Source organism: Bartonella sp. AP36NXGY (assembly GCF_042195865.1).
In the GTDB taxonomy this organism is placed as follows: domain Bacteria; phylum Pseudomonadota; class Alphaproteobacteria; order Rhizobiales; family Rhizobiaceae; genus Bartonella.
Genome location: NZ_JBHIPD010000003.1, coordinates 162,641 through 177,240, shown reverse-complemented (window position 1 = coordinate 177,240; position 14,600 = coordinate 162,641). Strand labels below are relative to the sequence as shown.

At 39.6% G+C, this 14,600-nt stretch carries 7 protein-coding genes and 3 pseudogenes; 7 read left to right on the top strand and 3 right to left on the bottom strand.

The features are described 5' to 3' along the window. A pseudogene (locus ACFINX_RS02670) lies at window positions 1-599 on the bottom strand (tyrosine-type recombinase/integrase); the annotation flags it as partial. 385 nt (window positions 600-984) lie between these two features. Further along, window positions 985-2,262: a ubiquinone biosynthesis hydroxylase gene (locus ACFINX_RS02665; protein ID WP_375668300.1), complete on the bottom strand. Its 1,278-nt coding sequence runs from the start codon at window positions 2,260-2,262 to the stop codon at window positions 985-987. 742 nt (window positions 2,263-3,004) lie between these two features. Between ACFINX_RS02665 and ACFINX_RS02660 the strand changes: the two genes are divergently transcribed. The 7 genes and pseudogenes from ACFINX_RS02660 (at window position 3,005) to ACFINX_RS02630 (ending at window position 12,774) form a co-directional block, all read left to right on the top strand. Next, window positions 3,005-5,446 (top strand): DNA translocase FtsK 4TM domain-containing protein, encoded by a 2,442-nt coding sequence (locus tag ACFINX_RS02660; RefSeq protein WP_375668299.1) that lies wholly within the window; start codon window positions 3,005-3,007, stop codon window positions 5,444-5,446. A gap of 719 nt (window positions 5,447-6,165) precedes the next feature. After that, window positions 6,166-6,437, top strand: a pseudogene (locus tag ACFINX_RS02655) (DNA translocase FtsK); the annotation flags it as partial. Window positions 6,438-6,558: 121 nt separating this feature from the next. Further along, the gene (locus tag ACFINX_RS02650) at window positions 6,559-7,167 is read left to right on the top strand and encodes an outer-membrane lipoprotein carrier protein LolA (RefSeq protein WP_273790530.1); all 609 of its coding nucleotides are present in this window, start codon (window positions 6,559-6,561) and stop codon (window positions 7,165-7,167) included. 33 nt (window positions 7,168-7,200) lie between these two features. Beyond that, the gene (locus tag ACFINX_RS02645) at window positions 7,201-8,016 is read left to right on the top strand and encodes an exodeoxyribonuclease III (RefSeq protein WP_375611707.1); all 816 of its coding nucleotides are present in this window, start codon (window positions 7,201-7,203) and stop codon (window positions 8,014-8,016) included. A 61-nt stretch (window positions 8,017-8,077) separates the two neighbouring features. Further along, window positions 8,078-9,559, top strand: coding sequence for an efflux transporter outer membrane subunit (locus ACFINX_RS02640; protein WP_375638249.1), 1,482 nt, complete (start codon window positions 8,078-8,080; stop codon window positions 9,557-9,559). Next, a complete protein-coding gene (locus tag ACFINX_RS02635) occupies window positions 9,556-10,782 on the top strand; it encodes an efflux RND transporter periplasmic adaptor subunit (protein ID WP_375638250.1) in 1,227 nt (408 codons plus the stop codon). The genes ACFINX_RS02640 and ACFINX_RS02635 overlap by 4 nt, the downstream gene beginning before the upstream one ends. Window positions 10,783-10,785: 3 nt before the next feature. Next, window positions 10,786-12,774, top strand: a complete 1,989-nt coding sequence (locus ACFINX_RS02630; protein ID WP_375638251.1) for a MacB family efflux pump subunit — start codon at window positions 10,786-10,788, stop codon at window positions 12,772-12,774. A 1,179-nt stretch (window positions 12,775-13,953) separates the two neighbouring features. On the opposite strand, the pseudogene ACFINX_RS02625 reads toward ACFINX_RS02630, so the two are convergent. After that, window positions 13,954-14,140: pseudogene (locus tag ACFINX_RS02625) on the bottom strand (integrase); the annotation flags it as partial. Window positions 14,141-14,600 lie beyond the last annotated feature (460 nt).

Here is a 14,600-nt window from a genome sequence, read left to right as displayed (position 1 = left end):
CGTTGTTTTCCTAAGAGAGCACGTGCTTTTTCTGTTGCTTGTAAATCAACATCCAAACCCAAAGCAGCCGCATGTTTAAGACAAAGATTAAGACGTATCAATGCTTTCTCTGCTGTTGCAGCTTTTGTATGCCAAATAGGGGCAAGAACATTGCGTATCTCTGTTTATGTAATCTCAGAAACAGGCAGACAGCCTAATTTAGGGAGAATATGTAGGCGTAAAGGTGCAAACCAATTCCCATCTTTACCATCCCCTTTTAACTCAGATTTCCGACTTTCAAAAGTATCTAAAGCAATATCTTTTAAGTAATGAAGATTGCTTATTGCCTCACGCTTTTGTTTATCGCGTTCTTTAATAGGGTCACGACCTTCGTGCAAAACAGAACGCCATTGATTTGCTAATTCACGGGCTTTTTTTAAAGAAACATTTTGCAACGCACCCAAGCCCATTTCACGGCGCCGACCATGAATGGTATAGCGATAAATCCATTGAGCACCTCCATCTTTACGCTTATGAAGTAACAAGCCAGCACCATCATTATATTTGCCAGCCCCCAATGTTGCGACAGATCTTGCATTAAGACGGTTCATAAGAGCCATTTTTTACTCCTTTCTTATATAAATTTGATCCACACATTCATCCCACTTGTTATGTGCAAGCGAGTGGTTTTGATTGATTCAGCATACACAGATTTGAAATGAGAGAATCTTACGTTATTCGGGACTCTCACTCAATATGAATAACGATAGATTATCATTATAAATCAATGCCTTGTAGAGATAGTAAACGTTTTTTTCAGTGCGTAGTGAATACTCTCATAATGTAGCTTGCTTGTCGAGTTTTATGTTAAGTGAAATATGGGAGGAGGAAGTCAAGAAAAAATTACTCGACAGGAATCCGGTTTGTAAACAGATTGGATGAGATAGGAATTTTTTGTTCTTTGAAGGAGGAAGGGAAAGGTTGTAAAATAGTATGAATTTTTTCTTAAAGTGGGAAGCCGCGTAGAAGACGTGGGGCATTTGGAGAGAGTCCGGCAGCTTCTTGAATGAAGTATTTTTTTATTTTTGGTGCTTGATTAATGATTCCAAGGCCGGTATCGCGGAGCATCCGTAAAAGAAGGCTATCATTAGAAAAGAGTTTATTAAGCCAATCATTGCTTAAAGCCATACGGACAATTTCAAAACGTCTCCAGCTTTGATAGCGCTCTAAAGCCGTGAGGGAGCCAATGTCAAGACCTAGTCGTGCTGTTTCAATAATCACTTCAGCCAGCGCAGCGCTATCGCGTAATCCTAAATTGAGTCCTTGTCCTGCAATGGGGTGGATGGTATGGGCGGCATCGCCAACGAGAGCAAAACGTGGTTTAACGCATTGACGTGTTAAAGAAAGACTCAAAGGAAAAGCTTGACGTTCGCCATCCCAAGAGAGTTTGCCTAATCGATGGCCAATGCGTCTTTCGAGTTCTGTTTCAAAAATAAGTGCATCAGCTTTGAGATAATATTGCGCAGTTTTATGATCTTCATTCCACACAATGGCGGATCGGTTGCCTTTGAGAGGGAGAAGAGCAAAAGGACCGGCAGGTAAAAAATGTTGAATTGCTTGACCATTATGGGTTTTTTCATGTTCAACTGTGCAGATGATTGCTGTTTGTTTATAGGGATGAGAAAAGTTTTTAAGATCTGCTTTTTGGCGTAATTTCGAATGGGCTCCGTCAGCTGCAATAAGCAATTTTGTTTGCCAAACCTCTTCATTATTTAAAGTGACGGTTGTATGTTGGTCTTCTTGATGAAAATCAATGACACGGGTGTTTGTAATAACAGGGATATTGAGATCTTTGACACGTTTTTTTAAAGTGTTGATGAGTTCTCTATGCTCTACCATAGCAGCAAAGGGCTCGCCGGGATTAATGTCGCCTTCAAAGGTTAAAAGAGTGGGTTTGACAGGATCATTTGTGCTTGTATCTGTGATGATCATTGAATGAATGGGTTGCGCATAGAGTTTTATAGATTCCCAACATTGTAATTGTTTTAACATACGAATAGAAGCAGCAGCAAGGGCAATGGTTCGTATGTTAGAAGCAGCGGGATCTCCTTGTGGAGCAGCATCAACGATTTTTATTTTCAGATTAGGGGCTGTTTGCTTGAGTGCTATCGCTAGGGTTAAACCGACAGCTGCCCCCCCTGCAATGAGCAGATCACATTGTTTAGTTTTATGAGATTTAATTTTTTTATTGGGTTGTACATTTTTATTGCGATTAGAACACACAATACTTCTTCCATTGTTTATAGTTTGCTTTCTTTTAAAAAGAATATCTTTTTACATTGCTAAAATATCTTAACCTTTACTTTTCTCTCTGCTTTACAAAAACGAGGTTTCTTTTTAGCGCCAATCTGATGACAGATTGGTTTTTCAGAGTTTTTCTGCTTAATCATTTATGTGATTCATCTTACAGATTTATCGGATAAGCTTTTTTAAATATCTTCTTCAATTCTTTTTACACTTGGTTGATAAAAAAGAAAACTAAAAATAAACAAAGATGGTCGTGTATTTTTTAAGTTGTGTGAGTTACTTCAGTATGCTTGTCCTGAAGGGGGACATTTCGTTAGTATGATAGATAAAAATAGATAAAAAATTGTGGTCATTCGTGATGGTTAAAACAGTATTCATATTTCGCCGTTATCATGATGTAGCGTAAAAAATATTATTTGTTTAAGAAGGTGCCTATAGCACCCATGTAACACTTTACACATAAGGTGTTTTTTGGTTGATCGTGTGATAAATATTCAGGGAGAGCTTTTTGTGCGCCTTATGAAGGATTATCTCTTAGGGTGGTGGTATATGAATGATATGAAGTGGTTAGAAGGTAGAACGCGCTAGATAAGAAGTCGGATTGTTTACAGGCTATTTGTTTACAAATTGGTACAGAGTTTAAGCTTCATCCTTTTTTAAGAGAGAGAGGGAGTTATAACTCTTTAAAATATAAAATTTTTGTATTTGGAATTGATAGATGCACCGAAGTTCTTCTCCTTATGATTCATTAGAAGTGCGAAATTCTCAAGGTTCGCGTCTTATTGAGATGTTTTTACGTCAGATAGGAGTATTTATTGGGCTCGGGCTTTTGGGCTTTATTATTTTTTGTGTGTTTGCTTTGGCGACGTGGAATGTTGCGGACCCATCTTTAACTCATGCAAGTACAAATGAGGTTACAAACCTTATGGGGTGGATGGGGGCAATTTTTTCAGATTTTATTATGCAGTTTTTTGGCTTGGCAAGTCTTTCTGTTTTGTTGCCACCGTTATTTTGGTCTTTTCTCTTGTTGGCGCAAAAGAATATCTACAATTTGACTTTGCGCTTTTTTTTATGGGTGCTATCAACGATTTGTTTTTTAATTGCTTTTGCTCTTATGTCACCTATTGCTTCTTTTACTTATTGGCCATTGCCAATGGGATTGGGAGGGGTTTTAGGAGATAAAGTTTTAAGTGTTGCTTCTTCAGTCTTTCCTCTTTTTCTTTCTCCTCCTTACACGGTGTTTTTCAGTGTTGTTTTTATTCTTTTAGGTTTTTTCACCGCTGCTTTTGCTGGTAATGTGATATGGCGGCGTCGAACAAAGAAAAGAAAAGAAAAAAGCATTCCAAAAGACGAAATCGTTAATCCAGTCTTTGAGTTGGAAGAAGATGCGGAATCTGCCGCAGAGGAGGATCGTGAAAATCATGGTTTTTTTGCGACAACTTGTGGCGCTCTTTTGCATCTTTTTTATTTTTTACAAGCGCGTTTTTTTCGTTTATTCTGTTTCAAAAGGCGTTTTCAGAGTAAAGGGCAAGGAAAGCCATTTGATCGGATTGAGCCAACTTTTTTAGGTGAAAAAGTAAAGTGTGAGGAAAATCAAAATAAAGCCTATGTTTCTCCTGTTAAAAATCGAAAGTCTTTAACAGCTTCTTCAAAGGGTGGTTTTGTTCTTCCTCTTGTAGATTATCTTTCGGTTCCACCACCGTCTGTTAAGGATGCAAAACTTTCTCCTGCTGTTTTAAGAGCAAATTCTCAGGAGCTTGAAGGGGTTTTGTTAGATTTTGGAGTCAAAGGAAAAATTATAGATGCTTGTCCTGGACCGGTGGTAACTTTGTACGAATTTGAACCGGCTGCAGGCATTAAGTCTTCCCGTATCATTGGTTTGGCAGATGATATTGCACGCTCGATGCGTGCGATTTCGGCGCGTGTTGCGGTGGTTCCAGGACGTAATGTTATTGGAATAGAATTGCCCAATGCAAAGCGTGAGATGGTTTATTTACGAGAAATGTTGCAGGCGCAAGAATTTATTGACAGCAAAGCAAAGCTAGGACTTGCTTTGGGTAAGACAATCGGGGGGGAAGCTGTTGTTGCAGATTTAGCAAAAATGCCCCATCTTTTGGTTGCTGGTACAACAGGATCGGGAAAGTCTGTTGCTATCAATACAATGATTTTATCATTGCTTTATCGTATGACACCTGAACAATGTCGTCTCATTATGGTGGACCCGAAAATGCTTGAGCTTTCGGTTTATGATGGCATTCCCCATTTATTAACACCCGTGGTGACGGATCCTAAAAAAGCCGTGATTGCTTTAAAGTGGGCTGTTCGTGAAATGGAAGAACGCTATAGTAAAATGTCAAAACTAGGCGTTCGTAATATTGATGGGTTTAATGCACGTCTTAGGGAAGCTGCAAGTCAGGGAGAGACAATGGTGCGGACAATTCAAGTTGGATTTGATCGTGAGACTGGTGAGCCTCTTTATGAAACGGAAACACTTGATTTTAGTCCTATGCCCTATATTGTTGTCATTATTGATGAAATGGCTGATTTGATGATGGTTGCTGGTAAAGATATTGAAGGAGCGGTTCAACGTTTAGCACAAATGGCACGTGCTGCCGGTATCCATGTAATTATGGCGACACAGCGTCCTTCTGTCGATGTTATTACTGGGACGATCAAAGCCAATTTTCCTACACGTATTTCTTTTTCTGTGAGTTCAAAAATTGATAGCCGAACAATTTTAGGCGAACAGGGGGCCGAGCAATTATTGGGACAAGGAGATATGCTCTTTATGATGGGAGGAGGACGTATTCAGCGTGTGCATGGGCCTTTTGTTGCGGATGATGAAGTGGAGCAGGTTGTTGCGCATCTCAAAGCGCAAGCACGACCGGATTATTTAGAAACAATTACGCAAGAAGTTGAAGAGGATGGTGCTGATGTTTCTTTGTCTTCTCCTTCAGAAGATGATCCCTATAGTCAAGCTGTTGCTATTGTGCTTCGTGATCGTAAGGCTTCGACCTCTTATATTCAACGCCGTTTAGGCATTGGTTATAACCGCGCTGCGACATTGATTGAGAGGATGGAAGAAGAAGGTATTATTAGTCCAGCAAATCACGCAGGGAAACGAGAAATTTTAGTGCCTGCTGAAGAAGAGCGCTTTTGAAAAATCTTTATAGTTGTTTTTTATAATACCTTGTAAAACAAGTGTTTATCCTATTGTTTCGTAGAAATTCTGCATTTTCATATACCAGCTCTCAATTTGCGATAGCTCCTTGGTACTTGAGACTCCTTATAAGGGGATTCTTTATCTTATATAACTTTTATCCATACACCAACCTTGCTTGTAACGTGCAAGCAAATGATTTGAATTGATTCAATATGAGAGAGTATGTGATGAGAGAATCTTATTGTATTTGGCGTTATGATTTAAGTTAAAAAGATAAATTATTATAAATCAATATCTTGGTATAAAATAATGTTATTGCGAGGGTAGAGGGGGTAAAAGCATGTAAGGTTTGGTATTTAAGTGTCTTTTTAAGTGCGCTCTAAATATTTAGGGCAAGGCTGATCTGTCGAGTCTTAATATAAATGAATTATATGGGGTGGGAAGCTAAGTGAAATTTGCTAAACTCCAAACTGTTTACAGAGTGGTTCGGATGAAGATTTTTATTCTTTTGGGTGGGAAGGAAGTCAAAAAAGCATTTTTGATACTTAAAAGAGCTTTCAGGTTCGCGAGTAATATGTTTAGTCCTTAATCCATTATGTATTGACTATAATTTATGTTGCTTCATAGATTAGGGGTGGGAAAGAATATATTATGCGTTTAGAAAATCAGCAGATAAGCAGGAAAATTTGATGATTTCGGAAACATAAACGCAGACTGATTATTTGGAAACGATACCGAAAGAGATCGCAAGAAATAGAGGGATGTTTCTTTAGCTTTTTCTTTAGTAGATGATTCCTATTGTCAAGCTGTTGCTATTATGCTTCGTGATCGTAAGGCTTCAACTTCTTATATTCAATGTCGTTTAGGCATTGGTTATAACTGTGCTGCAACATTGATTGAAAGGATGGAAAAAGAAGGCATCATTAGTCCAGTAAATGATATGGGTAAGCAAAAAGTTTTGGAGGCTGTCGAAGAAGAATACTCTTGAAAATCTTTTGATATTTTTTTCAAACAATATCTTTATCTTATAAAGAAGGGTATTTATTCGTCGTTGATCACTTAAGTTATGAATTATAAAGTCAATTAAGTATTGCTTGGGAGCATTTTTTATGAAAACGTCTTTTTTACCGCAAAGAAGAATCTTTGGGTTGGTGGGAATTATTATCTTTTGGTGTTTAACTTTTCCTGTTTTTTCGCAAGTATCTAATAAAGTGATAAAGGCGCAAAATGTTGTGAATCACTTTGCGGCAATCAAAACAATGACAGGTGATTTTATTCAGTTTAGTCCAAAGGGAAAAATGTCTCAGGGGACATTTTATTTAGAGCGTCCAGGGAAAATTCGTTTCATTTACAAAAAAATGCCTTTACAAATTATTGCAGATGGCCAATTTGTGGGTATTAACAATCGGGCTTTGAATACTTGGAACTTTTCACAACTTTCGCAAACGCCAATGAAGTTTTTGTTGGATGATAAAATTGATGTATCTTCTGGGCGCTTGTTGGCATTTCGCGAAGATCCAGGGGCTGTGACGATTGTTCTGCGTGATAAAACGATTGGGGCAGGGCAAATAAGGATGGTTTTTGATTCTAAAGGCTCTGCTTTGCGGCAGTGGACAATTGTTGACCAACAAAATTTGGAAACTACTGTGCAGGTTATGAATGTGCGGACAGACGTCCGGTTCGCTAATGGGATGTTCACGCTTCCTTCGAAGAAATGAAGAAAGAGTGTTACGTCATTGGGATTAAAACAAATGTTCTTTCGTATTGCGACTTGGAATATTAATTCTATTCGTTTGCGTCTTGCACAGGTTTTTCAGTATTTGGAACTCTTTTCCGCAGATGTTTTGTGTCTACAGGAAACAAAATGTCCAGATGCTTTATTTCCAGTGGAGGCTTTTGAAGCAGCGGGTTATAAGCATATCGCATTGAGTGGACAAAAATCTTATAACGGGGTGGCTATTGTTTCTCGTTTGCCTTTTAAAAAGGTAGAAAAGCGTTTTTTTTGCCAAAACCAAGATTGCCGTTATATCTCAGTTATTGTGGAAGCCCATGGGAGAAGCTTGCGGATTCATAATTTTTATGTTCCTGCTGGGGGAGATATCCCTGATGCTGATGTGAATGAAAAGTTTCGTCATAAGCTTGATTTTTTAGAAGAAATGTCCTCCATTCGTGCGGATCAAGGCGATGGTCTTTCTTCTCTTTTGGTGGGAGATTTAAATATTGCTCCTTTGGCAGAGGATGTTTGGTCTCATCAGCAATTGTTGAAGGTTGTAAGCCATACTCCCATTGAAACCGAGCGTTTACAGGATTTGTGTTGTCAAGGTGGATGGGTTGATCTGATGCGGTTGCATATTCCTGTTCCTACCAAGCTTTACACATGGTGGAGTTATCGTGCTCGCGATTGGGCATTTACTGATTATGGGCGGCGGCTTGACCATGTTTGGTCTTCTCAAGATTTAGCCCCTTTTGTTGTAGATCTTTCGATTTTTCGTGATGCGCGCGGATGGGAACGTCCTTCAGATCATATTCCTGTGCAAACTGTATTTGATTTTTCACGTCAAGTTTGAAATAAGAGGTAAATAAAGTATTAATATTAAATAATGATTCTGAAAGAATGCGGGAGACTGGATGTATATCAGAAATCTCAAATGGGGCGCTTCTCGTGGATTATTTTTTAGTGTCTTGTTGTGTTTGCTTTTGTCAGGATGTATGGTTGGTCCTAATTACCAGAAAACATCTTTTCGTGTTCCAGCAGTTTGGGGAGAAAAATCTGCACAGACTGCACGGCAGCCCGTTGCGCTTGCCGGATGGTGGCGGCATTTGAATGATCCTGTTCTAGATGCGTTAATGGATTACGCGATTTCTGGAAATAATAATGTTGCTGTTGCCAAAGCTCGGGTACGTGAGGCGCGTGCGGGTTTAGGACAGGTTGTGGGAACTCTTTTGCCAAATGTGTCCAATTCAATTTCAGGAACCCGTAGTCGTTCTGGACAGTCTGATGCATTGTTAAACCAGTATAGTAGTGGTTTTGATGCAAGCTGGGAGCTTGATTTTTTTGGTGGGCATAAACGTGCGGTTGAAGCAGCGCGTTATGGCCTTGATGCGGCTGTGGAAGATATGCGCGCTACCATGGTGACATTACTAGGAGATGTGGCAACAAATTATGTGCAAATGCGTGGCTGGCAACAAAAGTTGTTTATTGTGCGGCAAATTGCTGTATCACAACGTAAAACTTATGAACTGATGCGCGCTAGATTAACAGCTGGTGATGTTTCTGAGCTTGATGTTTCAAATGCGCAAGCACAAATGGCAAATACAGAAGCAGATATATCACAGATGGAAGCGAATTTAGCAATGAGCGTTCATCGCCTTTCTGTCTTAACTGGTCGTGTGCCTACGGCATTGAAGGATCTTTTACAAAAAAATGCTAAGCATGCAAAGATTCCACAACCACGCTGGCCGATACCAGCAGGAATTCCAGCCGATATTTTGTTAACACGTCCAGATTTGCGACGGGCAGAGCGTCAATATGCGCAAGCGACAGCACGGATTGGTCAACGTGAAGCAGATCGTTATCCATCACTTACTTTAACAGGTAATATTTCGACAGCAGCAACGGCAATTGATCAATTATGGAAAAATTCAACGATTGGCTGGTCTTTTGGACCTGGTCTTCGTTTTCCTCTTTTTAATGGAGGTCAGGTCGAGGCTTCTATTGCGGTAGCGCGCGCGCAGCGTGATCAAGCTTTTATTACTTATCGAGCTGCTGTGTTGGAAGCTTTAGAAGATGTAGAAAATGCGCTTGTAAGATTAACGAAGGAACATCAACGCTTAGAAAAGCTAATCGTTGCGAATAAAGCTTCTCTTCATTCCTTAAAACTTTCACGGAACCTTTTTGAGAATGGAAATACTAGTTTTCTTGAATTGTTAAATGCTGATCGCTCTTATTATTCTGCACAAATGGCGCTTAAAGATAGCCGTGTTTCTTTGGTTACGCAATATATCACGTTGATGAAAGCATTGGGGGGGGGCTGGGATGGCGTTGTTGATGTATCGCGTCCAGAAGTCGTTGATAATGCACCTCGTTCGCGTGCAAAGGTAGGGAAATGAAAAAAAACTTACTCAAAAATTTCATTACAAAACACAAAAAACTTTCCTTCTTTTTAACTGCTATATTTCTCATTCTCTTGTTGTTATGGTTACGTTCTGTTTTTTTTGGAACATCTACTCCAACTTATATAACAGCGGTGGTGAAACGTGGGGATATTGAGGAAAGTGTTTTAGCTTCTGGTCTTGTACGTCCTTACCGGTTGGTGGCTGTTGGTGCGCGAGCAACAGGGCGTGTGGTGTCAATGCATGTTTCCCCTGGGAGTGTTGTGAAAGAAGGCGATCTCTTGGCAGAAATTGATCCTACAGATCAGGAAAATGATTTAAAAAGAAAAAAAGCAGCATTATCGCATTATTATGCGAGTTTGATAGAACAAGAAGCCTATCTTTCTCTTGCACAGAAAAATTTAGAGCGTCAGAAAAAAATGATTGAAACACGTGCGGTTTCACGTGCGAACCTCGATGAGGCTACGACACAGGTGAAAATACGCGAGGCGCAAATTGAACAACTTCGTCAGCAGATTGTGCAAGCACAAATTGATGTGGAGAGTGCAGAGGTTAATTTAGGTTATACACGCATCACTGCCCCTTCAGCGGGAACGGTTTTGGCAACAGTTGTGGAAGAAGGGCAGAATGTGAATGCGGTTCAGTCGGCGCCAACGATTGTTATTTTGGGTGATTTATCAAAGATGACGATCAAGGCGCAAATCTCAGAAGCAGATGTTCTTAAAGTCCGAGCTGGACAACCACTTTATTTTACAGTTCTAGGTAATTCACAGCGTCGTTATGAAGGCGTTTTAGAAAAAGTAGAGCCGGCTCCTGAAGCAATTCGTGCTGATGTGAGTATTAATCCTGGTATGGTGAGTGGTTCTAGTGCTTTAATATCATCGGCTATCTATTACAATGGAATTCTACATGTTGATAATGCGGACAATTTTTTGCGAACCTATATGACTGCTCAAGTTCATATTATCTTAGGGCGCGCGCAGAATGTCTTGTTGGTTCCAAGTGATGCTTTACGCGATGAGACAAGAGAGCGTAAAGCATGGGTTTCTGTTTTGGTGGGGGAAAATAAGGTGGTTACTAAACAGGTGAGCGTTGGGTTGAATAATAAGGTTATGGCAGAGATTGTTTCAGGACTTAACGAGGGTGATGTCGTCGTCACTAGTTCGTCTGATGGAGTGATGCCAGAGTCTTCTCACATGCACAGCGAAGACGAGAGTTAAAGCATGAGCACAAATCAAGCAGATGCTGTCTTCGTCTTGGAAAATATTGTGCGCAAATTTCCTGCGGGCGAAGCGTTTGTTACCGTTTTGAAAAACATCAATCTTACCATTAAACGTGGTGAAATGGTGGCAATTGTAGGTGCTTCCGGTTCAGGTAAATCGACCTTGATGAATATTTTAGGCTGTCTTGATCGTCCAACTTCTGGTCGTTATTGGATCTCTGGTAAAGAAACAGCTTCCCTTTCTGCGGATGAATTGTCGGCTTTGCGACGTAATCATTTTGGTTTTATTTTTCAGCGTTACCATTTGTTGAATGAATTGACAGCTCTTGGTAATGTTGAAATTCCGGCTATTTATGCGGGATGTGCCGTGGAAGCAAGGAAACAGCGGGCACAGGATCTTTTAACGCGTTTGGGCATGGGTGATCGGATAAATCATCGTCCAAATCAGCTTTCTGGTGGTCAGCAACAACGTGTTTCTATTGCTCGGGCGCTCATGAATAATGCGGAGGTCATTCTTGCAGATGAACCAACTGGTGCATTGGACAAAAAGAGTGGGCAAGAAGTATTGCATATTTTGGATGAACTTCATCAAGAGGGGCGTACCATTATCATTGTAACCCATGATATGCAGGTGGCTGAAAGAGCAGAGCGTATTATCGAAATCAGTGATGGGGAAATTATTGCTGATAAGCAGTCAAGGGTTGCAAAAACAAAAGTTGGTGGAAAATCTCTTCAGGAACAACAAAATCTAAAAGGCCAACAAAAACTGGGCTTTTTTCGTTCTTTTGTTGAGCGATTCCGTGAGGCGTTTGTGATGGCTCTGTTGGCAATGAATGCACATCGCATGCGGACTTTTCTAACAATGCTTGGGGTGATTATCGGTATTGGGGCGATTATTGCTATGGTGGCTTTAGGGAATGGTACACGAGAGAAAATTCTGGAAAATTTTAAAAGTTTGGGTACTAATACATTAACCATTTTTCCTGGTAAAAGTTTTTCTGATCCACAAGCAGAAAAAATAACCAGTTTGGTTGAAGCTGATGCAGAAGCCTTGTCTGGATTACCTTATGTTTCTGGTGTGACACCACAGATTTCAGCAAGCTCGAAAGTGCGTTTTGGTGCAGTTGAAGTCAATGCCATTATTGCGGGGGTGGGAGAACAATTTTTTCAGACACAGGGGCTCAAAGTTTTCAAAGGACAGTTTTTTGATCAAAAAAGTGTCCATGATCGGGCGGTTGATCTCGTGATCGAGAAAGAAGCATTGTCTGTTCTTTTCCCCCATAGCCATGAAAGCCCCCTTGGAAAGGTGGTGAATGTGGGTAATGTTCCTGCGCGTATTATTGGTGTTGTTGATTCGCAAAATAATGCAAGTGGAGATACATCAAATACTTTACAGCTTTATTTACCCTATACAACAGTGCAGACGCGTTTTCTTGGTACAACAGAAGTTCGTGCAATTATTGTTAGGATTGCTGATGATATTGATTCATATTTAGCGGAGACCATGATAAAACGTTTTCTCATTATGCGGCATGGCGGGGAGGATTTTTTCATTAGAAATTCTGAATTTTTCCGTGAACGTGTTATGGAGAGTACAAATATTTTAACACTTTTAATTTCTTCAATTGCAGCTATTTCCCTGGTTGTGGGGGGTATAGGGGTGATGAATATTATGTTGGTCACTGTTTCTGAGCGGATCAATGAAATCGGCGTGCGTATGGCAGTTGGTGCACGGCAAAGTGATATTTTACAGCAATTTCTCATTGAAGCGATTTTGGTTTGTGTGATTGGTGGTGGTTTGGGAATCTTGCTTGGACTTTCTATAGGTGGCTTGTTTCTTCTGTTTAAGGCACCTATTCATTTGGTTTATACTATTGAATCGATCATTATGTCTCTTACTTTTTCAACCCTCATAGGAATATGTTTTGGCTTTTCTCCAGCGCGGCAAGCTTCACGGCTTGACCCTGTTGTCGCCCTTTCACGCGATTAAGCTTTATCAATTGGGGCATGTTTGTTCGTGATGCTTTCCACTTGGATGAAGCATTTATGAAGCGAAACATGAATGGAAAAAGTTTAGCATTATTTGCTGCTCTATTTTAGAAAACGCTTTGTTCATTAAGTGGAGCGTACCACTAGAGGTGAACGTTTTATAAGGCACCCCATCATGTGAGATATGGTAGGCATATAAGCCTTCTTGAGGCATTAAATGTTTTGAGAATGCATGATGAATATTTTAAATCTTTCTTGTCGAGTCTTATGGAAGTAAATCCTATTAAGGAGAAATTAAATAGAACCCGTTAGAATGAGATTGCTTGCAGACTGAATTTTGTTAAAAATTCTCGTCTTCTGAGATGTGAAGAGGAGGACAAATAAAATATACTGCGCGACGATTCTTAAGATTTAACCTAAAAAGAGGCGGGGGAAGTGAATAGTATATCTGCTAACAAACAAAAGAACAAAAAAGAAGGTTGATGCCAAAAACAGCTTAAACCTCCGTTCTTCCAAAAAAATGAACTGGTATCGAGATAGTTGAGCAGTTTAAGAGGTTTCGTTTAGTCTTTTTAAGATTTTCGGAAAAGAGGTTATGAGGATTTCTCACTTTTAGTTTTGCAGAAGGTGGTGCAAATTATAGGTGTTTAGGTTTATGCAAATAAATTATGATCGTGCTCAAGTTTTAAAATGTGACCTAAGACACAGCCATTTTCTGTTCCTTTATGCGAGTAACTTAGCTTTCTTTAGAATATTTTGTTTAAGGCATCGCTTTTTTCTGCCTTATCTCATGATTTTGGAGCTGAAGGATAAACAAGCCATTTGAGTTTCTAGGGTAAGGATGCCGTCAGATACTCGGTAGGGGGCGCGTGATCTTAAGAACTAATACCGTGAGATGCGGGTTTGATTTCATGAGTTTGGTGAGGACAACAAAAAGTTTGAGAGGCGGATAGCTTCTTATTTTGAATGATGTATGAATGAAAGGGGCTTTCATTTATTGAAAAAGAATAAGCTCATATTCAGCAGATGTGAGATGAAGTAAGAGCATCGTAATACCAAGCTGCAGTTATGCTGCTAAAGAACATAATGGCGCTAGTGATGAGCAATGGTATGTCTAGTTGGTATGGTATTCTTCCTCCTGCTACAAGTTCGATACAGAGCGCCATTGTGTTGCACATTAACACTCTTGTTTTAAAGAAACATTTCTCAAGGTATCCAAGCCTATTTTGCGACGCTGTTCATGGTAAATCTATTGAGCACCTCCATCTTTACGCTTATGAAGTAATAAGCCGGCACCATCATTATATTTGCCAGCTCGTGGGTGTTGCGATAGACCTTGCATTAAGGCGGCGGTTCATAAGAGCCATTTTTAGTCATTTCTTGTACAGTTTTTCTCCACACACTCATCCCGCTTGTGATGTGCAAGCAGGTGGTTTTGATTGATTCAAGATAAACAGATTTGAAATGAGAAAATCTTACGTTATTCAGAGTTCTAATTTAATATGAATGACGCTATATTATCATTATAAATCAATATATTGTACATATAAAAAAGAATTCTAAAACCACCCGCTATAAAGTATAAGAAGCGAATAATTAGTCTACGAAAGAACAAAAGAAAAAGAAATATTTCAAAAATCAATATTTTGAATATCACGACTAATATTTTGCGTATTATAGTGAAATTATATGCATGATCGTTCGTAAAATGCGCTGTTTTGTGTGTGGAGTTTCTTCCTTGGTGTCTTGTGTGTTCGCAGGTGTCCTATCCATTTCCTCCTCTCATTCTTAAGCTAAATCCTAAAATTATTGCGCACTTTATTGTGT

What these genes read in the sequence shown, in the direction of transcription:
- ACFINX_RS02645 (WP_375611707.1), top strand. Translation starts at nt 7,201, where the DNA reads ATGTTCTTTCGTATTGCGACTTGGAATATTAATTCTATTCGTTTGCGT.
- ACFINX_RS02660 (WP_375668299.1), top strand. Translation starts at nt 3,005, where the DNA reads ATGCACCGAAGTTCTTCTCCTTATGATTCATTAGAAGTGCGAAATTCT.
- ACFINX_RS02635 (WP_375638250.1), top strand. Translation starts at nt 9,556, where the DNA reads ATGAAAAAAAACTTACTCAAAAATTTCATTACAAAACACAAAAAACTT.
- ACFINX_RS02630 (WP_375638251.1), top strand. Translation starts at nt 10,786, where the DNA reads ATGAGCACAAATCAAGCAGATGCTGTCTTCGTCTTGGAAAATATTGTG.
- ACFINX_RS02650 (WP_273790530.1), top strand. Translation starts at nt 6,559, where the DNA reads ATGAAAACGTCTTTTTTACCGCAAAGAAGAATCTTTGGGTTGGTGGGA.
- ACFINX_RS02640 (WP_375638249.1), top strand. Translation starts at nt 8,078, where the DNA reads ATGTATATCAGAAATCTCAAATGGGGCGCTTCTCGTGGATTATTTTTT.